The organism is Microbacterium sp. Yaish 1, assembly GCF_002245215.1.
Taxonomy (GTDB): domain Bacteria; phylum Actinomycetota; class Actinomycetes; order Actinomycetales; family Microbacteriaceae; genus Microbacterium.
The window spans coordinates 283,782-303,826 of sequence record NZ_NPMR01000002.1; the positions used below are offsets into that span (position 1 = coordinate 283,782).

A 20,045-nucleotide genomic window follows, 5' to 3' on the forward strand; every position below is an offset into this window, starting at 1 on the left:
TCACTCGCCGCCGAAGGACGAGATGTCCCCGACGAGACGGGTGTTGTCGGAGGGGATCGGCTCGACGGCAGCGAGGGCGATCTCGGCGGCGAACTCCGACACGTTGTAGAGCTTGCCGGCCGACTCGCGCCGCGTTGCGATGGCGCCCGGGTTCGCGCGCTCGAGCAGCGTCGCGGTGATCGTGCCCTCGATCATGTCTCCCGACACGACGACGAATCCGATGCCGCGCTCGGCGAGCTCGCCGATGCGCTCGCGCAGAGCATCCTCGCCGGCCCGCTTCGAGAGGGCGACGGCCTCGTACTCGGGCATCGTCGGGGTCGTGCGGATGAAGTGAGCCTGGTGACTGGTGACGAAGACCACGCGCGACCCGTCCTCGAGCAGCGGAAGCGCCGCATCGAGGGTTCCGAGCTGCGCGTCGCGGTTGAGGGTGAGGGCGTAGTCCTCGGCCATGCCGCCCTCCATGCCGCCGGATGCGTTCAGGACGAGCAGGTCGAGGTGGCCGAACGTTTCGCGCACGGCGGCGAACATCTCGTCGACCGAGGCACGGTCGGTCAGGTCGGCGCCGACGACGAGGACCTCGACGCCGAGGTCGCGGAGCTCGGCCGCGAGCTTCTCGGCTCGGGGCGCCTTGTTGCGGAAGTTGATGACGACGTTCGCCCCCGCCTGCGCGAGGTAGCGCGCCGTGTCGGCGCCGATACCGCGCGACGATCCGGTCACCAGTGCCGTGCGACCGGTGAGGGTTCCGGCGGGAAGGGGCTGAGTCATGTGACGCTCCTGCGGGGAAGAAGGGCTCTCGGCACGGCGGACCACCGGCACGGCACGAGCCTATCAACCGGCCCGGATCGAACCCCCGACTGGTAGGTTCGGGATGAGGGACGAAGGAGCGCCGATGTTGCCCGATCTCACGCAATACCTGTGGATAGCGTGGCTCGTGCTGGCCCTGATCTTCGTCATCGTCGAACTGCTCACGCTGGAGTTCACGTTCCTCATGCTCGCCGGCGGAACGCTCGTCGGCGGTCTGGGCACGAACCTCCTGTCCGCTCCGTGGTGGCTGCAGGTCGCCGCGGCGGCCGCGGTGTCGGCACTGCTGCTGTTCACCATCCGTCCGCTGCTGCTTCGTGCGCTGCATCGCAGCAGTCAGCACATCCCGACCAACGTGGACGCTCTCGCGGGCCTCGGCGCCCGCGTCCTCGTCCCGTTCGTCGACGGCACGGGGTCGGTCAAGCTCGACAACGGCGAGACGTGGACGGCCCGCCTCGTCGACGATCGCGCGGACGTGCCCGTCGGCTCCCGCCTCGTCGTCCGCGCGGTGCGCGGCGCGACCGTCGAGGTCGGCACCCCCTCCCCCGATTCGAAGGAGAACACCCGTGGTTGACGTCGGCGCTTTCGTCGGGCAGATCTTCGTGATCGTCCTGCTCGTCGTCCTGGCGATCTTCGTGATCGTCGTGCTCTTCCGCTCGATCCGCATCATCCCGCAGGCTTATGCGGGCGTCGTCGAACGGCTCGGGCGCTACCAGCGAACCCTCTCGCCCGGGCTCAACCTGCTGGTGCCGTTCATCGACCGGGTCCTGCCCCTCGTCGACATGCGCGAGCAGGTCGTGTCGTTCCCGCCGCAGCCGGTCATCACCGAAGACAACCTCGTCGTCTCGATCGACACCGTCGTGTACTTCCAGGTGACCGACGCCCGTGCCGCGACCTACGAGATCAACAACTACCTGGGCGCGGTCGAGCAGCTGACGACCACGACGCTGCGCAACGTCGTCGGTGGTCTGAACCTCGAAGAGGCCCTCACGAGCCGCGACAACATCAACGGTCAGCTGCGCATCGTGCTCGACGAGGCGACCGGAAAGTGGGGCATCCGAGTGTCGCGCGTCGAGCTCAAGGCGATCGATCCGCCCACCTCGATCCAGGACTCGATGGAGAAGCAGATGCGGGCCGAGCGTGATCGTCGCGCCGCAATCCTCACGGCGGAAGGGTCCAAGCAGTCGCAGATCCTCGAGGCGGAGGGTCGTCGTCAGGCGGAGATCCTGAAGGCCGAGGGCGACAAGCAGGCTCAGATCCTGCGGGCCGAGGGCGAGTCCGCGGCGATCCAGTCCGTGTTCCAGGCGATCCACGAGGGCAACCCCGACGAGAAGCTCCTCGCGTACCAGTACCTGCAGACGCTGCCGAAGATCAGCGACAGCGCGTCGAGCAAGCTCTGGATCATTCCGAGCGAGTTCACCGAGGCGCTCAAGAGCATGAGCGCCGGGTTCGCGGGTCGTCGTGACGACCGGCCGGCGCCGACCGCGGAGCGTCCGGCGCCACCCGCACCGTGACGCACCCCTACTTCGCATCGGAGCGCCCCCGGATCCTGGCGCACCGCGGGTTCGTGCCGCCCGACTCCGAAGGCGTCGTCGAGAACACGTTCGCGGCATTCGCGGCCGCTCACGCCCTCGGCGTGCGCTACGTCGAGTCGGACTGCCACCTGAGCGCGGACGGCACGGTGATCCTCTTCCACGACTCCGACCTCTCCCGAGTCACGGGCGATCCCCGTCCCATCGCGGATGTCGGCGACCGTGAGCTCGAGGCGCTCATGGCCGACCGCGGAGGGCTGGTGACGCTCGCTCAGGCGCTCGACGCCTTCCCATCGCTGTGCTTCAATCTCGACGTGAAGGCCGACGCGGCGGCGGAGAGGGTCGGGCAGCTGGTGGCTCCGTACGCAGATCGTGTTCTCCTCACGAGCTTCTCCGATCGAACGCGCAAACGTGCGCTCCGGGCCGCTCACGCCGCCGGAGGACGACCCGCGACGTCTGCCGGGACGATCCGGATCGCGGCCCTCGTCGCGGCCGTCGCGTCAGGTGTGCCATGGTTGATGGGTCGTGCGCTGCGCGGCATCGACGCGGTACAGGTTCCCGAGCGCCGGGGGCCGGTCCGCATCGCCTCCCCCCGAATGATCCGCGCGGTCCACCGTGCGGGCGTCGAGATGCACGTCTGGACGGTCAACGACGCGGACGGCATGAGACGTCTGCTCGCGGCCGGCGTCGACGGCATCGTCACGGATCGAGCTGACCGCGCCATGACCGTCGCGGCGGGAGAGCGCTGAATACCCCGACACGCTGAACATCGGCTGTGAAACCCCGATGACGAACCGTTGTTCGGATGATGCACACAGCTGCGCACGTTACAACTGATAGCCGACGAGAGGACCACACAATGGCAGACCGCAGCTTGCGCGGCATCCGACTCGGCGCCTCGAGCCTACAGAGCGAAGAGGGCGTCGTCTTCCACGACCGGGTGAACCACACGTACGTGTGTTCGCGCTGTGAGCACGAGACCGTCATGACGTTCGCCGCTGACGCGGAGGCGCCCGAGACCTGGGAGTGCCGCGCGTGCGGCGCCGAGGCTCTCCTGCGCGTGGGCGAGGGCGTCGTCGAGGTCGATCACTCGGGCGACAAGGCCGCCCGCACCCACTGGGACATGCTGCTCGAACGCCGCACGATCCCTGAGCTCGAGGAGCTGCTCGAGGAGCGTCTGGCCATGCTCCGCGAGCGCCGCGGCTCCCGTCTGAGCGCCTGAGCCTCCAGCTCTCCGCGAATGCCGTCGGTCCTTCGGGGCCGGCGGCATTCTCATGTCCGGGATGCGTCGGATGAGCGCCGCCTCGCGATCGCGACGGCGACTCCGCATGCGATCAGGGCCAGCACGCTCCCCCACCCGAGCACGACCTGCACGCCTCCGCCGATGATGACGGCGGGGGTCAGCCCCGTGCGCAGCGGCACGTCGGTGATCATCGCGCCGGCCTCTCCCGCCGGCAGCCCGTCGATCTCCGTGCCGTCGGGCGCGATGACCTGGCTCGTACCGACGGTGGAGATGTTCACGACCGCCCGGCCGGTCTCGATCGCGCGCATGCGCGCGAACGCGAGCTGCTGGAGGTTCTCATCGGTGTCCCGGAAATCGGCGTTGTTCGTCTGGAAGACGTAGACCTGCGCCCCGTCACGCGCGCCCGACCAGATGACGTCGTCGTAGAGAACATCGAAGCAGATGGCGAGCCCCACTCCGACACCGGCGACATCCATGAATGGCGGATTCGTGCCCGGCGTGTACTCGCGTTGGATGAGACCGATGAGGTCGGGGACGATCAGCTCGAAGAACCAGCGGTCGGGGACGTACTCCCCCATCGGGACGGGCCGCGACTTGTCGTGGATCGCGACGGGATTCTCGGCGCCGGCCCGCCAGAGCATCGAGGTGTTGTAGATGTCGTCGCCGCGCTGCGTGGCGGCGTTGACCAGCAGCGGCGCGTCGATGCGCTCCGACAGTCGGTCGAGCGTGTCGGCGACGGACGCGTTGGACAGCGGGTCCGCGTCGATCCCGCCCTCGGGCCAGACGAGGAGATCCATGGGCTCGTCGATGATCGGCTGCGTGGCCGCGAGCTGCGAGCGCAGGACGCCGTACGCCTCGCGGGAATCGAAGTATCCGGCCGGGCCGTTTCCCTGGACCGACCCGATGCGGTAGGTCCCGGCATCCGTGGTCGGGAAGGCGGGCACAGCGACGAGCACGACCGCCACGACGGCCGCGGGGACCGCTGTCCGGACGTCGCGCAGCCTGCCGAGTCGCAGCCACTCGATGACGGCGGCCGTGACGAACACCATGAGGAACGTCAGGCCCGCCACGCCGGTCCATGACGCGATGTGGGCGAGCGGGCTCTCGGACTGGCTCATCCCGATCCGCCCCCAGGGGAAGCCGGTGTAGGGCCACGACCCCATGAAGAGCTCGCGAGCCGTCCACAGCCCCGCCACGAGGGCGGGGAGGGCGATCAGTCGTGCCGCCGCGCCGGGCATCAGACGTGGCACCCAGCGGTACGCAAGAGCGATGGGGATCGAGCCGACCGCGAAGAAGATCGTCTCGATGCCGGCGAGTCCGAACCACGGGATGGGGCCGAGATAACGGGTGATCCACGAGATGTGGATGAAGTAGAAGGAGGCGCCGAAGACGGCTCCGACCGCGAGCGCACCCCAGGTCGAGCGCCCGATCAGCCCGACGAGAGCGAACGCGACACCGGCGAACGCCAGTGGCCACCACCCGATGTCGGGGAATGCGGCGTCGAGAACCGCACCGCCGACGACGGCGCCGACCAGTGCCAGCCACAGCGGTATCAGAGGCCGCACCGCGGCCGGAGACGAGTCGGGCACGTGTTCGAGCCTAAACGCCGGAGTATGCGACGATGCCGCGCCGGACGGCATCGAGCGCCGCACGAGCTGTCCGCGCCAGATCGGCGTCGGCGACGAGGGAGAGCTGATCGAGGAGATCGATCGTCTGCTTCGCCCAGCGCACGAAGTCGCCGGCCGCCATGTCGGCCTCGAGCAGGACACGGTCGAGCATCACACCGCGTGCCCACGAATGCATGGCTTTCGCGAGGCCCGTGGCCACCGGCTCGGTGCCGGGCAGACGGTGGTCCTGTTCGAGGTCGTCGAGGACCGCCCAGAGCTCCTGCGTTTCGGCCAGTGCCGTGCGGAAGGCGCCTCGCGGAAGCCCGTACTCACCGGGTCCGTCGCCCTCGCGGCGCGGCTCGTAGACGAGACTGCACGCGAGGGCTGCCAGACCGGCGGGATCGAGGTCGCGCCACAGGCCCCGGCGGAGGGCCTCGGCCACGAGGAGGTCGCGTTCACCGTAGATTCGACGCATCGTTGCGCCCGCCGACGTCAGGGTGGTGGCTCCGTCGGCGTCGACGGTGACGTAATCGAGCGCCGTCAGGACGTCGACCACCCGGTCGAACACGCGGGCCACGGTTCCGGTCCGGCTGTCGATCTGCTGCCGCAGCTTCTGCACGTCACGGCGCAGCCGCCAGTAGCGTTCCGCCCACCGGGCATGGTGCTCCCGGTCCGGGCAGTCGTGGCAGGGGTGGCGCTGCATGCGCTTGCGGAGGCCGGCCAGCTCGTCCTGACGTCGCTGACGGATGCGGGCCGGTGCGGTCCGGTCGTTGCGGTTGAGCTTCTCGAGGTCGCTGAGCTCCCGGCGGATGCCGGAGTACTCCGCGAAGTCCCCACGCTCGCACGTCATGGAGCGGGCGTAGCCGTCGAGCGTCTGCTCCTTCTCCTTGACCTGGCGCGCGAGGCCGACGACCGATCGGTCGGCCTGGAACTGGGCGAACGACGACTCGAGGATCTCGCGGGCCCTGTCGCGACCGAAGCGGTCGATGAGATTGACGGCCATGTTGTAGGTGGGGCGGAAGCTCGAGTTGAGCGGATACGTGCGACGCGATGCCAGCGCGGCGACCGCCTGCGGGTCGAGCCCCTCGCTCCACTGGATGACGGCGTGCCCCTCGACGTCGATGCCCCGACGTCCCGCGCGTCCGGTCAGCTGGGTGTACTCCCCCGAGGTGATCGCCACGCGCGCTTCGCCGTTGAACTTCTCGAGCTTCTCGAGGACGACGGTGCGCGCGGGCATGTTGATGCCCAGCGCCAGCGTCTCCGTCGCGAAGACGGCCTTCACGAGCTTGCGCTGGAAGAGCTCCTCGACGACCTCCTTGAACGCCGGAAGCAGACCGGCGTGGTGGGCCGCGACGCCGCGCTCGAGGTTGTCGCGCCATTCCCAGAACCCCAGGACGGCGAGGTCCTCCTCCGCGAGCGCGCGCGTGCGCCGGTCGACGATCGCCCGGATCTCGTCCCGCTCCTCGGTCGTCGTGAGTCGCAGACCCGAACGGCGCACCTGTTGCACGGCGCCGTCGCACCCGGCGCGGCTGAAGATGAAGAAGATCGCCGGAAGCAGGTTCGACCGGCCGAGCAGCTCGACGACAGCGGGACGATCGATGCGCTCGAGGCGCTGCAGCGCCGATGGACGAGCCGGTGCGGTGCCCCCGCGATGCTTGCGATGCGCTTCGCGGCCCCCGCCGCTCCGGTAAGCGTGCGCGCGGCGGTTGTTCTCGTAACGCTGGCCCTGGGGCGAACGAAGCCGCGTGAGCTCCCGGTTGACCTGCGCCGTCGCGACGCCCGCGCGATCGTCGAAGAGCGGAAGGAGGTCGCCGCGCACCAGGACGTGCTGTTCGAGCGGCACGGGCCGGATCTCCGAGACCACGACCGCGGTGTCACCGCGCACGGTGTCGAGCCAATCGCCGAACTCCTCGGCGTTCGAGACGGTCGCCGAGAGCGCCACCATCCGTACCGAGGGGTGGAGGTGGATGATGACCTCCTCCCACACGGCGCCGCGGAAGCGATCGGCGAGGTAGTGGACCTCGTCCATGACGACATAACGGAGGCCGCGCAGGGCCGGCGAATCGGCATAGAGCATGTTCCGCAGCACCTCCGTGGTCATGACCACGATGCGCGCACTGCCGTTGATGTTCGTGTCGCCGGTGAGAAGACCGACCTCGTCCTCACCGTAGACCTCGACCAGCTCGCGGAACTTCTGGTTCGACAGCGCCTTCATCGGCGTGGTGTAGAACGCCTTGGTGTCGGGTTCGAGCATCGCGAGATGCATGGCGAACTCGCCCACGATCGTCTTGCCGGCGCCCGTCGGGGCCGCGACGAGAACGCTCCTGCCGTCCTCGAGCGCATGGCACCCGGCGACCTGGAACGGGTCGAGATCGAAGCGCTGCATGTCCGCGAAAGCGGTGGTCAGCGGGTGCGCCCGCGCAGACTGCGCCGCCAGGAAGCGCTCGGCGGGGCTGGCGTCGCTCACGGCAGCGGGTCGGTCGTCGGAGGCGGGCCGGGGACGGTGAGCTCGGGGGCGCGCCGCGAGCGTCGCAGGTCGAGGAGGAGCGAGAGCGCGGCAGCGGCGAAGTAGAGCACGGTCAGGATCGAGGCCAGCAGCAGCATGCTCACGATGTCGGCGGCCGGCGTCGCGAGACCCGAGAAGATGACGGCGATGAGGATGGCGACACGCCACCCCTTGAGGATCGCCTTGCCGCTCATGATTCCCGCGAAGTTCAGGGCCACGAGGAACACGGGGATGATGAACGCGACACCGACGACGAGCAGCAGCTTGAAGACGAAGTCGTAGTAGTACTTGCCCTCGTAGAAGTTGGCGGAGGCCTCCGGCGAGAACGTCGCCATGATCTCGACGATGTGGGGCATCACGAGCCACCCGGTGTAGACGCCCGCGAAGAACAACGGAACAGCGGCGGAGACGAAGCCGACCGTGTATCGGACCTCTTTGCGCGTGAGCCCCGGCATGAGGAACGCCCAGATCTGCCAGAGCCAGATCGGGGCGGAGAGGATGATGCCGACCGAGAACGAGATCCGCAGCCGCATGTCGAACGGCCCGGTGATCGTGGAGTACATCAGCTTGACGGCTTCCGTGTCGCCGCGCTGCTCGGCGACGACGCGGATCGGCTCGGTCATCGCCCAGATGATCCAGTCGGTGAGGAAGAAGGACACCACCATCGACACCACGAGTGCGAGCGCCGAGATGATCAGGCGTCGTCGCAGCTCGATCAGGTGCTGTCCGAGGGACATGCGCTTGTCGCGCCGGGGCGCGCCTTCCGCCCCTGAGCGCGTGCGCTCAGCTGTCACCACGCGGGACTACGGTGTGGGAGCTGCGGGACCGCTCTGGGGGTCCGCGGGCTTCTCGACGGGCGCGACGTCGGCGGTCGTCGAGGTGGCGGTGCCGGCCGCGGCATCGTCTTCCTTCATGGCCTTCATCTCGCCCTTGAAGATGCGGGCGGACTGTCCCATGCTCTTCGCCAGCGCCGGCAGCTTCGCGGCACCGAAGAGCAGCAGGATGACGATGAGTAGGATCCACAGGTGCGGCCCTGCGAACAGATTGCTCATTGAGTCTCCTCATCGATTGTTTCGCACAGTCTAACCCGAGGACTTTGGGCCGGAGCCCGGGTCAGCCGTACTGGTCCAGGCCCGCCTGAGCCCAATCGTGGGCGGCCCGCCGGGCTTCGGGCGGAGCGACCACCTCGACGCTGCCGCCGCTGCGAGCGACCAGCCGTTTGAGTGATCGGGGATCGGCGACGCGGATGAGCGCCGTGCGGGACGCGCCCTCGTCCCGCACCTGCGCGTTGGCGAGGAACTCGCCGACCACGGATGCCGCATGGGCCGGGTACCGGATCTCGGCGAGCACCTCGTCGTCGCCCGGCTCGAACAGCTCGGGCACCGGCTCGGACGAGTGGAGGGCCGGGATGTCGGTGAGCGCGGGCGCGGTGACGCGGTCGAGGTGGAAGGTGCGCATGGCCCGGCGGGTGTGGCACCAGCCCTGGAGGTACCACTGCCCCGCCGAGATCGTGACCTTGACCGGATCCACGGTGCGCGTCGTGGGCTGAGCGTCCGGGGCGGTGTAAGTGAACGCGACGGCGACATGAGCACGGAGCGCCCGTGCGACCGTCTCGCGCACGTCGTCGACGGGCGCGGGTGCGACGATGACGTCGGCGGGGGTCTGGCCGGCGCCGCGCGCGAGCTTCGCGAGAAGACCCTGCACGACGCCGCTGTCGCCGACGCCGGGGACGGCCGCGGCGAGCTGAAGTCCGGCCAGCAGCGCCGCGGCTTCGCGCGCGGTGAGGCGCGGCGATCGCTCCAGGCCGACCGTGTTGGTGATGACGATGCGGTCCTCCCGGTCGAGGAGGTCCCAGTCGATGTCGAACAGATCGTTCGCCATCTGCCAGAAGCCGCCCTCGCCGGGGAGCCCGATGACGGTGAGCTTCTCCACCATCGCGCGCATCTGCTGCGGATTGACGTCGAAGTCGCGCGCGGCATCCGCCACGGTGACCTCGCCCTGGGCGATGAGGTACGGGACGAGCTGGAGGATCAGCGCGGCGCGGTCGGTGGCCACGACGGGCTGAGCGCTCACGAGGGCACCGCCGATCGATCGCGCGCCGCGCGCAGCCGTTGGACGACGGCATCGCGGAGCCCGACCGGCTCGAGGACCATCACCTCGGGCCCGTACGATGCGAGTTCGTCCGCGAAGACCTCGAGATCGACGAAGGGCACGTCCAGCTGCCGCCCGCTCGACGTCCCGGCACGGGCCCGGCGGCGCAGACGAAGCTCCGCCTCCGTTCCGGGTACCACCGTGACAGCGGCGATCTGGCGGAGGGCGACGTCGCGAAGACCCGCCAGAGCCCGTTCACCGGCGCCGGCCCGGAGCGTCTCGTCGAACCCCTGCCGTGTCACGACGACGTCGCTGAGGATCCGCGAGAGCAGGAACGTCCGCTCGGCGTCGACGCCGGTGTCCCAGCCGAAGAGGTGCCAGCGGGCCTCGTACTCCACGAGAGCGAAGGGACGCACCCGGCGGCGCCGCGGTCGTTCGGAACCGGGACGCAGGTAGTCGAACTCGACCTCGCGCGCCTGCTCGATCGCGCGCTGCAGGGGCAGGAACGATGCATCGTGCAGGTCGAGCCGCGGTGCGAACCCGATGATCGGCTCATCCACCTCGATCCCGAGCGACCGGATCTTCCGCAGCCCCGAGCGTGCCCCCGCCGACAGCGTGTGCTCGCCCCACACTCCCCCGGCGAGCGTGAGGACGGCCAGCTCGGCCGGGGTGAAGGTGATGTCGGCGGGCAGCTCGTACTCGGTCGGGGGGATGCGGTAGCGCGCTTCGCGGAGATCGTCCGGGTCGGCGTAGTCGCCGATCGTCTCGATCGGGACGCCGAGGCCGCGGAGGTTCTCCTTGTCGCGTTCGAACATCTTCTCGAGCGCTTCGCGGCGCGCACCCGATTCGGCCTGCTCGCGATAACCCGACACGGACCCCAGGATCGTGTCCTTCGTCACCCCCTGCTCGGTCGCCATGAGCGCGACGACGAGGTTGACCAGGCGTTCCTCGGGAGGGACGCGAGTGGGCGTGACGGACATGCCTTCGATTCTAGGCGTGCGTGCCGGACGCCGACTCAGGACGCGGGGTCGAGACCGAGGATGTCGACGACGAAGACGAGCGTCGAGTCCGCGGGGATCGCGCCCTGCGCCTTGTCGCCGTAACCCTGGTCGGGCGGGATGACAACGAGGATCTGCGAGCCGACCGTCTGACCGCGGAGCGCGTCGGCAAAGCCGGGGACCGTGCTATCGAGCTCGAGGGGCTGGGCGCCGCGGCCCCATGTGCTGTCGAAGACCTTCTTGTCGGCCCACGTCACGCCGGTGTAGTGCACGCGAACCGGGACGTCGCCGGTCACTTCGGGACCATCGCCCTTCTTCAGCACCTCGACGGCGAGGTCGCTGGGCGGGTCGTTGTCGGGGATGACGATGCCCGGGCGCCCGTCGGGGGCCAGCACGACCGAGGGCATGCCGGCGCGGTCGTTGAACTGTTCGGCGCCGTCGGCGGCGGCGAGGTAGACCTTCTGAAGGTCGAGCACGACGACCGTCGTCGCATCCTCGGCCATTCCGAAGCGGGCGCGGGTGTCGGCCGTGACGTCGTCGGGGCCCAGGGCCATGACCACACGGGACCCCTCGGTCGCGCAGTGCAGTGCGTCGACGAGGCCCGGGAAGGTCGCTTCCCAGCTGTCGAGCGGGTACACCTCGGACAGCGTTCCGGTGTAGCCGGACGCCGCGATCGGCGCGCCGGTCGACCCGTCGAGGACGGTGAGGTCGAAGACGACGTCCTGTGCGTCGCTCGTGATCGCGCGTCCGTCTCCCGTGATGGTGTCGCGTGCCGCGAGGCCGTCGACGTGGACCGGCGCCGACAGTGCAACGGCCGGCTTCGTGCCGACTGCAGTGTCGGTGACGTCGATGAGGTCGAGCGCCGAGGACCCGGACACGTCGCGCGTGCACGACTCCGGGCCCGAGGACGGCGTCGCACAGGCCGTCAGAGCGAGCACGGTCAGGGAGAGAGCGCCGGCGGCGGCGATGATCCTACGCACCGCGCCAGTCTACGCGGAGTCGTCGTCGTGCCCGTCCGACGTGGACAGCGAGCTTCGCGCCGCACGCTGGGCCTCGCGGACGCGCTTGCGGAGGTTCTTGTCCGTGATCTCACGGTCTCCGACGGCGCCCGGGGTCCAGATCTCCACGTCGGCATCGTCGTATGACGGCTTCTTCAGTGCGCGCTTCCGCACGTCGGGCGGGATGGCCCCGGGCGCGAGGCGGCGCGCGGTGATGAGGAAGCCCGTGTGGGCGACCATGCGATGGTCGGGGCGCACGGCCAGACCCTCCACGTGCCAGCCGCGGATCATCGTCTCCGAGGCGTCGGGATCGGTGAACAGGCCGGTGCCGCGAAGATACTCGGCCACGCGGCTGAGCTGGGTCGCTGTCGCGACGTAGCAGAGCACCACGCCGCCCGGCGCCAGCGCGTCGGCGACGACGTCGATGCATTCCCACGGCGCGAGCATGTCGAGGACCACGCGGTCGACCGTCCCCGGCGCGACGGCGCTCGGCAGGCTCTCGACGAGATCCCCGACGATGATGGACCAGTTCGCGGGGGTGCCGCCCGTGAACGTCGCGACGTTAGCCTCCGCCACCTCGGCGAACTCGCCGCGGCGCTCGAACGACACGAGCCGTCCCTGATCGCCGATCGCGCGAAGGAGCCAGAGCGACAGGGCGCCCGAGCCGACTCCGGCCTCGACGACGGTGGCCCCGGGGAAGATGTCCGCTGCGGCCAGGATCTGGGCCGCGTCCTTCGGATAGACGATCGCGGCCCCGCGCGGCATCGACATCACGAAGTCGCGGAGCAGGGGCCGGAGCGCTAGGTACTCGTGTCCGCCGCTGTTGGTCGCCACCGACCCGTCGGGCTGACCCACGAGAACCTCGTGCCGCAGGACGCCGTGGTGAGTGTGCAGCTCGCCTCCCTCGCGGAGGGTGATCGTGTGCATCCGTCCCTTGGGGCCGGTCAACTGCACGCGGTCGCCGTAGCGGAACGGGCCGCGTGGCTGGAGATCGTCGGTCATGCGGAGGCTCCGAGTCGGTGGAGGGAGAACAGGTCGGCCAGATCGGACACCGAGCGTCCCGCGAGCGAGTCCCAGAGCGCGTGTGCCCCGAGCCCGTGGAGCGGCACCATCAGCGGCACCCCCAGAGCGACGGCGCCCGAGGCGACCGCGGAGCGCAGGCCGTTGGGGGAATCCTCGATCGCCACGGTGTCGGCGACGTCGACCCCGAGTGCCTCGCACGCCTGCAGGTACGGGTCGGGGTGGGGCTTGGGGCGCGTCGCCTCATCGCCGGCGACGACGACGTCGAAGGCCTCGAACGGGATCGACGACACGACGGTGTCGGCCATGCTGCGCATCGACATCGTCACGAGGGCCGTCTTGATGCCGGCTTCCCGGAGCCCCGAGAGCAGTTCCCGGGCGCCGGGGCGGAACGGCGTCCCGCTGACCCGCAGCTGCCCCGAGACGGTCTCGGTCAGATGGTCGATGATCTCGTGCGTGTGCATGCGGACGCCGGCATCCTGCAGGATGCGTGCGGAGTCCTCGAGCCCCAGCCCTACGAGGCTGAGTGCCTGTTCGGGGGTCCACACTCCCCCGAAGCTCTCGACGAGGGGGCCCTCCGCGGCCATCCAGTACGGTTCGGTGTCGACGAGCGTGCCGTCCATGTCCCAGAGGACCGCGGCGGGGGAACGAGAAGTCATCCGCACCATGTTACCGACGCAGGGCTGAGACGCCGCGTGGCCCGACCCGCACGCGCCGGCCGCGGCGTATCGTGGAGCAGACCCGCTCGCGCAGAGCGAGCCGGCTCGGAACGGAGGACGGGTTGAACAGTCTGGGACGCCGCGTCCTCGTGGTCGCGTTCGACGGGTGGAACGACGCCGGCGAGGCCGCGACCGCGGCGGCGACGCAGCTGCGCGAGTCTCGTCCCTACGACCCCGTCTACTCGGTCGATCCCGAGCTCTACTTCGACTACATGTACACGCGGCCGCACATCCAGGCCGACGCTGATGGCCGCCGCTCCCTGAAGTGGCCGGACGCGACGATCTGGCGTCCGCGCGCGACGGCGCGAGGGACGCGCCTGTGGGTCCTCAGCGGCGCCGAGCCGGCGCGGGCCTGGAAGTCGTTCGCGGCCGAGCTGGTGGATGCCGCGCTGAGCGAGGACATCACCGGTGTGGTCGCGCTCGGATCGATGATGAGCGACGTCCCCCACACCCGCCCCATCACCGTCTTCAGCGGAAGCGACAACGAGGAGCTGCGTACCGCGCTGGGGCTGGAACGCTCGACGTACGAGGGGCCCGTCGGCATCCTGTCTGTGATCGCGGCGGCCGCGGAAGAGGCCGGCATCCCCACCGCGGCGCTGTGGGCGAGCGTGCCGCATTATGTCGCCGGACACTCGCCGTCACCCAAGGCGACCCTCGCGCTCCTCGACAAGCTCGAGAGCATCACCGGTGCCAAGGTCGCCCGTGGCTCCCTTCCCGGTGACGCGCTCGCGTGGGAGGCGACGATCGACGCCGCCGCGGCAGACGACGAGGAGATGACGGAGTACATCCGTCAGCTCGAGCAGACCCGTGACACGTGGGACTCCCCCGAGGCGTCGGGTGACGCCATCGCGCAGGAGTTCGAGAAGTACCTGCGGCACCGGGGCGACGGCGGCGACGGTCGCGGCCTCGGTCGCGGCCCGCATCGCTGAGACGCGCGCCGCGACCGTCCGGCCGGCTCAGTACGCCTGCAGCACCCCGAGCGCGAGCAGGACGATGAGCAGCGCTCCCAGGCCCACCCGGTAGAGCACGAAGGGCAGGAAGCTGCCGCGCTTGAGGTACTGCATGAGGAAGGCGATCACGGCGAGCCCGACTCCGAACGCCACGACGGTGGCCACGGCGGTGTCGACGAGCGAGAACACCGAAGCGCCCGGCTCGCGGATCGCCTGCAGCAGCTCGTAGAGACCACTGCCGAAGACGGCGGGGACGGCGAGCAGGAAGGCCACTTCGGCGGCGGCGGGCCGGGTGTAGCCCAGCGCGAGCCCCATCGTCGTGGTGGCGCCCGAGCGCGAGACCCCCGGGATGAGTGCGAGCGCCTGGGCGAACCCGAGCGCCAGACCGTGACCGTACGTCAGGTCCTTCTCGGTCCGGACACGACGCCCGAGGGCATCGGCCGCGCCGAGGATGAGGCCGAAGACGATGAGCACGATCGCCACGAGCCAGAGGTTGCGGAAGGTGTCGCGGATGACGTCCTGGAAGAGGAACCCGAGCACGCCGATCGGAAGCGTGCCGATGATGACGATCCACCCGAGCCGGACGTCGGCGTCGTCGCGCGGGACCGAACCGCTGAAGGAGCGGAACCAGCGACCGATGATGCGGGTGATCTTCTTCCAGAAGTAGACCAGCACAGCCAGCTCGGTGCCGATCTGGGTGATCGCGGTGAAGGTCGCCCCGGGATCCTGGGCCGACGGCAGGAACTCCCCCACGATGCGCAGGTGCGCGCTCGAGGAGATCGGCAGGAACTCGGTCAGGCCCTGGACGATGCCCAGGATGATGGCTTCGAGGAGCTGCATGAGCGGCCTTTCAGTACGTGCGGATGAGATCGGTGAGCACGCGCTGACCGAAGACGAGCGCGTCGATCGGGACGCGTTCGTCGACACCGTGGAACATACCCGTGAAGTCCATGTCGGCCGGGAGGCGCAGCGGCGCGAAGCCGAATCCCGCGATGCCGAGTTCGGACAGCGCCTTGTTGTCGGTGCCGCCGCCCATCAGGTACGGCAGCACCGGCACGCCGGGATCGTGTCGGCCGAGCGCACCGACCATCGCGTCGACCAGCGAGCCCGCGAACGGGACCTCGAGGCCGATGTCGCGGTGCACGATCTCGATGCGGATGTCGTCACCGACGATCCGCTGGACCTCGGCCAGCACGGCGTCCTCCTGTCCGGGGAGGGTGCGGACGTCGATCGCGGCGGAAGCGGCATCGGGGATGACGTTGTGCTTGTAGCCGGCGGTCAGGCCGGTCGGGTTCGTCGTGGTGCGGAAGGTCGATGCCAGGAACGCGGATGTCGCGCCCGTCGCGCCCGCGACGTCGTCGGGGTCTGACGCGTCACGTCCGCTGAGACCGGCGAGGTCGGCGACGAGGCGCCGCGTGGTGTCGGTGAGCTCGATCGGCCACTGAGCGCGGCCCAGGGCGGCGACGGCCTCCGCGAGGCGCGTGATCGCGTTCTCGGGATGCAGCCGGCTGCCGTGGCCCGCTCTGCCCGCAGCATGGAGCCGCAGCCAGACGAGGGCCTTCTCACCGACCTGCAGCAGGTACGCCCGGTGCCCGTCGACGCCGATCGAGTAGCCGCCGACCTCGCTGATCGCTTCGGTCGCGCCGGCGAACCACTCGGGCCGGTCGCGCACCACGAGCTGCGAGCCCTCGACGCCGCCGTTCTCCTCGTCGGCGAAGAACGTCACGACGAGATCGCGCTCGGGCTGCTCCCCCGCGCGCAGGAGCTCGGCCACGGACGTGAGGATCATGGCGTCCATGTCTTTCATGTCCACGGCGCCGCGACCCCACAGCATCCCGTCGCGGACGACGCCCTCGAACGGGTCGACGCTCCAGTCCTCCGCCACCGCCGGCACGACGTCGAGGTGACCGTGCAGGACGAGAGCGGGCTTCGAGCTGTCGCGACCCGGGATGCGCACCGAGACGTTCGTGCGCCGCGGGATCGGCTCGTAGTACTCGGGTCGAAGTCCGAGGGCCTCGAGATACGCCCCCACGTACTCGGCCGCTTCGCGTTCGCCGCGCGAGCGCCCTTCGCCGAAGTTGGTCGTGTCGAAGCGGATCAGGTCCCGCGCGACGCGGGCGACCTCGGGCAGATCGTCGTACTCGGACATGCTCTCCACGGTAGTCGCGAACCGTCGCCGGAAATGACGAAGGGCTCCGTTTCCGGAGCCCTTCTCTCACTGTGCGCGAGGGGGGACTTGAACCCCCACGCCCTATACGGGCACTAGCACCTCAAGCTAGCGCGTCTACCTATTCCGCCACCCGCGCAGTGTTTTTCAGTTGTTCCCAACCGAGGAACAACACTAACACGTCACGGGCGGGGCGAAGAATCGTGGGCACGCCGGGCGTGGCGCGGGGGCGAACTCACGATCTCACTCGGGATCGCAGGACCGCGATGCGCGCCTGAAGCTGCGCGACCGTCGCGTGCGACACGGCTGGTCCGCCGCACACGCGGCGCAGTTCCGCGTGGATCTGACCGTGCGGTTCACCGCTCTGGCGGGCGTACAGGCCCACGAGGCTGTTGAGCAGCTGCCGCTGTTCCTTCAGGGAGCGATGAAGCGGCTCAGGCAGCGTGGTCTCGGCGGCAGACGCGCCCTCGCCGGGCGCGCCGGCCGCCTTCTCGCGTGCCTCGCGGCTGTGGCGGTGCTTGGTCTGCCGCGACTGGCGCTGCATGAGCAGCTCGTGCACGTGCTCGGGCTCGAGAAGCCCGGGGATGCCGAGGAACTCCTCCTCCTCGGGCGTGCCGGGCACCGCGAGCTGGCCGAACTCGGCGCCGTCGAAGAGCACGCGGTCGAAGTGCGCGACCGAGCCGAGAGCCTGGTAGCTGAACTCCTGCGTGAGCTCGTCCGATGCTTTGTCTTCGCTCTCGGCTTCCGCGAGCAGCGTGTCTTCGAGGCCGTCGTCGTCGCCCGCTTCGCGATCGAGCGCATGGTCGCGCTGGCGCTCCATCTCGGCGGCGAGGTTGAGCAGCACGGGCACGTTCGGGAGGAACACGCTGGCCGTCTCACCGCGGCGACGCGCTCGCACGAAGCGCCCGATCGCCTGCGCGAAGAACAGCGGCGTCGAGGACGACGTCGCGTAGACGCCCACCGCGAGCCGGGGCACGTCGACGCCTTCGGACACCATGCGCACCGCGACCATCCACCGGGTGGTCGACTGCGCGAAGATCTCGATGTTGCCCGACGCGGCCTTGTCGTCGGAGAGAACCACGGTCGGGGCCTCGCCGGTGATCTGGTGGAGGATCTCCGCATACGCCCGTGCGGCCGTCTGGTCGGTCGCGATGACGAGGCCGCCGGCATCGGGGACGTCCTGGCGCACCTCGGTCAGGCGGCGGTCGGCCGACCTGAGGACCGCGGGGATCCAGTCGCCCTCCGGGTTCAGCGCGGTGCGCCATGCCTGCGAGGTGATGTCCTTCGTGTTGTCCTGACCGAGGTGCGCCTCGAACTCGTCGCCGGTCTTGGTCCGCCACTTCATGTGCCCGGCGTAGACGAGGAACAGCACGGGGCGCACGACGCCGTCGGCGAGGGCGCGCCCGTACCCGTAGTTGAAGTCCGTCTTGGACAGACGGATGCCCTTCTCGTTCGGGTGGTACTCCACGAACGGGATGGGGGCGGTGTCGCTGCGGAACGGCGTTCCCGAGAGCAGCAGGCGGCGGGTCGCCCGGCCATAGGCCTCGCGCAGCGCGTCGCCCCAGCTCAGCGCGTCGCCGCCGTGATGGACCTCGTCGAGGATGACCAGGGTGCGGGCATCCATCGTCAGCCGCTGGTGGACGGATGCCTTGACCGCGACCTGCGCGTACGTCACGGCGACGCCGTGGTACTGCCGCGAGGGCATTCCGTGGCGGTTGCTGAAGCGCGGATCGAGACGGATGCCGACTCGACCGGCGGCATCCGCCCACTGCGTCTTGAGGTGCTCGGTGGGGGCGACCACGACGATGCGATCGACCACGTCACGGCGCAGCAGCTCCGACGCCAGGCGGAGGGCGAACGTCGTCTTACCGGCGCCGGGGGTCGCGGCGGCGAGGAAGTCGCGCGGTCCGCGCCCGATACCCTCCGGACCGTCGGCGCCGAAGTACTGGTCCAGCGCCTCGGCCTGCCAGGCACGCAGGCGCTGAGCGGTACCCCACGGCGCACGCTGCGGGAACGAGGGTGACAGGTGCTCGGCGGCGAAGCTTCCGAAATGCTCCTGGGGGTCCTCTGTCACGATGGACCACCTTAAACGACCCCACCCACACGATCGCCCGGCACGAGATAGCGTGGCAGGCACGAGCTTCAGGAGGGGCCATGAGGAACAACGAGCCATCCGAGGACGCGCGTCGCACGCCCTACGTGCCGAACGAGACCGCCCATCCCTGGCGTCGCATGGTCGCGATCGGCGATTCGTTCACCGAGGGGATCGGCGATCCCGAGCCCGGCAGTCCCGGCGGTCACCGTGGCTGGGCCGACCGCGTGGCAGAGGTGCTCAGCTCGCAGGTGCCCGACTTCGCCTACGCGAATCTCGCGGTCCGGGGAAAGCTCATCGGCCAGATCGTGGCCGACCAGATCGAGCCCGCCCTCGAGCTCAAACCCGACCTGATCACGTTCTCGGCCGGCGGCAACGACGTCATCCGGCCGGGGTCCGACCCCGACGCCGTCGCGCAGCAGTTCGAGGATGCCGTCGTGCGCCTGTCGTCCACGGGCGCGACGCTCGTGCTCTTCACCGGCATCGACACGAACTTCACCCCGGTCTTCCGCGGCATCCGCGGCCGCGTGGCGATCTACAACGAGAACATCCGGGCGATCGCCGACCGGTACGACGCGATCGTCGCCGATCAGTGGGCGCTGAAGGAGGTGCAGGACATGCGCTTCTTCGACGACGACCGGCTGCACTACAACTCGCTCGGTCACCACGAGGTCGCGCGCATGGTGCTGCGGGCGCTCAACGTGCCGAACGACCTGCAACCGATGCAGCCCGACACGACACCGGTCCTCACGTGGCGCGCGGCCCGCGCGAACGATCTCGTCTGGGCTCGCGAGTACCTCATGCCCTGGGTCCTGCGCCGGCTCCGGCATCAGTCCTCGGGCGACCACATCACCGCCAAGCGGCCCGAACCGCTGCCCGTCCTGCGCCGCGCCGACGACGCCGACTGATCAGCGCAGCGCCCACAGCGACACCGCGGCGGCCGCCGCGACGTTGAGGGAGTCCACTCCCCCGGCCATCGGGATCGTGACGACAGTGTCTGCGACGGCCAGCGCACGTCTGCTCAGCCCGTCGCCCTCGGTGCCCATGAGAAGCGCTACCCGATCGGGCCGTGCCGCGGCGAACTCGTCGAGCGGGACGGCGCCCTCCGCGAGGGCGAGGGCCGCGAGGTGGAGGCCGGCCTCGCGGAGCAGCGGCGCGGCCTCCGGCCAGGCCGGCAGACGCGTCCACGGCACCTGGAAGACCGTCCCCATGCTGACGCGGACACTCCGGCGATAGAGAGGATCGGCGCAACGCTCGCTCACGAGAACCGCATCGGCTCCGAGGCCGGCGGCGGCCCGGAAGGCGGCGCCCGCGTTATGCA

General features: G+C 69.8%; 19 protein-coding genes, 1 tRNA gene and 1 pseudogene. 6 read left to right on the forward strand and 15 right to left on the reverse strand.

The features are described from left to right. Positions 1 to 765 (reverse strand): SDR family oxidoreductase, encoded by a 765-nt coding sequence (locus tag CI089_RS10350; protein WP_094261520.1) that lies wholly within the window; start codon positions 763 to 765, stop codon positions 1 to 3. 124 nt (positions 766 to 889) lie between these two features. Here CI089_RS10350 and CI089_RS10355 point away from each other — a divergent pair, with 124 nt between their 5' ends. The 4 genes from CI089_RS10355 to CI089_RS10370 all read left to right on the forward strand — a co-directional run bounded on the left by CI089_RS10355 (position 890) and on the right by CI089_RS10370 (position 3,555). Further along, the gene (locus CI089_RS10355; protein WP_094261521.1) at positions 890 to 1,375 is read left to right on the forward strand and encodes an NfeD family protein; all 486 of its coding nucleotides are present in this window, start codon (positions 890 to 892) and stop codon (positions 1,373 to 1,375) included. Next, on the forward strand, positions 1,368 to 2,315 hold the full coding sequence (locus CI089_RS10360) for an SPFH domain-containing protein (RefSeq protein WP_094261522.1): 948 nt from the start codon (positions 1,368 to 1,370) through the stop codon (positions 2,313 to 2,315). The genes CI089_RS10355 and CI089_RS10360 overlap by 8 nt, the downstream gene beginning before the upstream one ends. Further along, positions 2,312 to 3,082, forward strand: a complete 771-nt coding sequence (locus CI089_RS10365) for a glycerophosphodiester phosphodiesterase family protein (protein WP_094261523.1) — start codon at positions 2,312 to 2,314, stop codon at positions 3,080 to 3,082. The genes CI089_RS10360 and CI089_RS10365 overlap by 4 nt, the downstream gene beginning before the upstream one ends. Positions 3,083 to 3,192: 110 nt before the next feature. Continuing rightward, entirely contained in the window at positions 3,193 to 3,555 is a 363-nt protein-coding gene (locus tag CI089_RS10370; RefSeq protein ID WP_023950683.1) for an RNA polymerase-binding protein RbpA, read from the forward strand. 50 nt (positions 3,556 to 3,605) lie between these two features. Here CI089_RS10370 and lnt read toward each other — a convergent pair whose 3' ends face one another. The 9 genes from lnt to CI089_RS10415 all read right to left on the reverse strand — a co-directional run bounded on the left by lnt (position 3,606) and on the right by CI089_RS10415 (position 13,455). Next, positions 3,606 to 5,216, reverse strand: a complete 1,611-nt coding sequence (gene lnt / locus CI089_RS10375) for an apolipoprotein N-acyltransferase (RefSeq protein WP_094262448.1) — start codon at positions 5,214 to 5,216, stop codon at positions 3,606 to 3,608. Beyond that, on the reverse strand, positions 5,176 to 7,650 hold the full coding sequence (locus tag CI089_RS10380) for a DEAD/DEAH box helicase (RefSeq protein ID WP_094261524.1): 2,475 nt from the start codon (positions 7,648 to 7,650) through the stop codon (positions 5,176 to 5,178). The genes lnt and CI089_RS10380 overlap by 41 nt, the downstream gene beginning before the upstream one ends. Further along, a complete protein-coding gene (gene tatC, locus CI089_RS10385; protein ID WP_094261525.1) occupies positions 7,647 to 8,426 on the reverse strand; it encodes a twin-arginine translocase subunit TatC in 780 nt (259 codons plus the stop codon). The genes CI089_RS10380 and tatC overlap by 4 nt, the downstream gene beginning before the upstream one ends. 66 nt (positions 8,427 to 8,492) lie before the next feature. Beyond that, complete coding sequence (locus CI089_RS10390) at positions 8,493 to 8,741, reverse strand: twin-arginine translocase TatA/TatE family subunit (RefSeq protein ID WP_179223311.1); 249 nt, start codon at positions 8,739 to 8,741, stop codon at positions 8,493 to 8,495. A 61-nt stretch (positions 8,742 to 8,802) separates the two neighbouring features. Then, complete coding sequence (locus tag CI089_RS10395; protein WP_094261526.1) at positions 8,803 to 9,762, reverse strand: helix-turn-helix transcriptional regulator; 960 nt, start codon at positions 9,760 to 9,762, stop codon at positions 8,803 to 8,805. After that, entirely contained in the window at positions 9,759 to 10,760 is a 1,002-nt protein-coding gene (locus tag CI089_RS10400) for a helix-turn-helix transcriptional regulator (RefSeq protein WP_094261527.1), read from the reverse strand. The genes CI089_RS10395 and CI089_RS10400 overlap by 4 nt, the downstream gene beginning before the upstream one ends. A 35-nt stretch (positions 10,761 to 10,795) precedes the next feature. After that, complete coding sequence (locus CI089_RS10405; RefSeq protein WP_094261528.1) at positions 10,796 to 11,758, reverse strand: FKBP-type peptidyl-prolyl cis-trans isomerase; 963 nt, start codon at positions 11,756 to 11,758, stop codon at positions 10,796 to 10,798. A gap of 9 nt (positions 11,759 to 11,767) precedes the next feature. Then, positions 11,768 to 12,778: a tRNA (adenine-N1)-methyltransferase gene (locus CI089_RS10410; RefSeq protein ID WP_094261529.1), complete on the reverse strand. Its 1,011-nt coding sequence runs from the start codon at positions 12,776 to 12,778 to the stop codon at positions 11,768 to 11,770. Continuing rightward, on the reverse strand, positions 12,775 to 13,455 hold the full coding sequence (locus CI089_RS10415; protein WP_094262450.1) for an HAD family hydrolase: 681 nt from the start codon (positions 13,453 to 13,455) through the stop codon (positions 12,775 to 12,777). The genes CI089_RS10410 and CI089_RS10415 overlap by 4 nt, the downstream gene beginning before the upstream one ends. Before the next feature lie 122 nt (positions 13,456 to 13,577). Between CI089_RS10415 and CI089_RS10420 the strand changes: the two genes are divergently transcribed. After that, positions 13,578 to 14,444 carry a PAC2 family protein gene (locus tag CI089_RS10420; RefSeq protein WP_094261530.1) on the forward strand — a complete coding sequence of 289 codons (867 nt, stop codon included), beginning with the start codon at positions 13,578 to 13,580 and terminating at the stop codon, positions 14,442 to 14,444. Positions 14,445 to 14,471: 27 nt separating this feature from the next. Here the strand turns inward: CI089_RS10420 and CI089_RS10425 are convergent, their stop codons facing one another. From CI089_RS10425 to CI089_RS10440, 4 genes are all read right to left on the reverse strand, one after another. Next, positions 14,472 to 15,305: an undecaprenyl-diphosphate phosphatase gene (locus CI089_RS10425; protein WP_094261531.1), complete on the reverse strand. Its 834-nt coding sequence runs from the start codon at positions 15,303 to 15,305 to the stop codon at positions 14,472 to 14,474. A gap of 10 nt (positions 15,306 to 15,315) precedes the next feature. After that, positions 15,316 to 16,614 carry a M20/M25/M40 family metallo-hydrolase gene (locus CI089_RS10430; protein WP_094261532.1) on the reverse strand — a complete coding sequence of 433 codons (1,299 nt, stop codon included), beginning with the start codon at positions 16,612 to 16,614 and terminating at the stop codon, positions 15,316 to 15,318. Between the two features lie 72 nt (positions 16,615 to 16,686). After that, a tRNA-Leu gene (locus CI089_RS10435) sits at positions 16,687 to 16,771 on the reverse strand. A 96-nt stretch (positions 16,772 to 16,867) separates the two neighbouring features. After that, on the reverse strand, positions 16,868 to 18,709 hold the full coding sequence (locus tag CI089_RS10440) for a DEAD/DEAH box helicase (RefSeq protein ID WP_373441607.1): 1,842 nt from the start codon (positions 18,707 to 18,709) through the stop codon (positions 16,868 to 16,870). Positions 18,710 to 18,786: 77 nt separating this feature from the next. On the opposite strand from CI089_RS10440, the gene CI089_RS10445 reads away from it, so the two are divergent. Further along, entirely contained in the window at positions 18,787 to 19,632 is an 846-nt protein-coding gene (locus CI089_RS10445; RefSeq protein ID WP_023950711.1) for an SGNH/GDSL hydrolase family protein, read from the forward strand. Here CI089_RS10445 and CI089_RS10450 read toward each other — a convergent pair. Beyond that, positions 19,633 to 20,040: pseudogene (locus CI089_RS10450) on the reverse strand (TrmH family RNA methyltransferase); the annotation flags it as partial. It abuts the gene before it with no gap. Between the last annotated feature and the right edge of the window lie 5 nt (positions 20,041 to 20,045).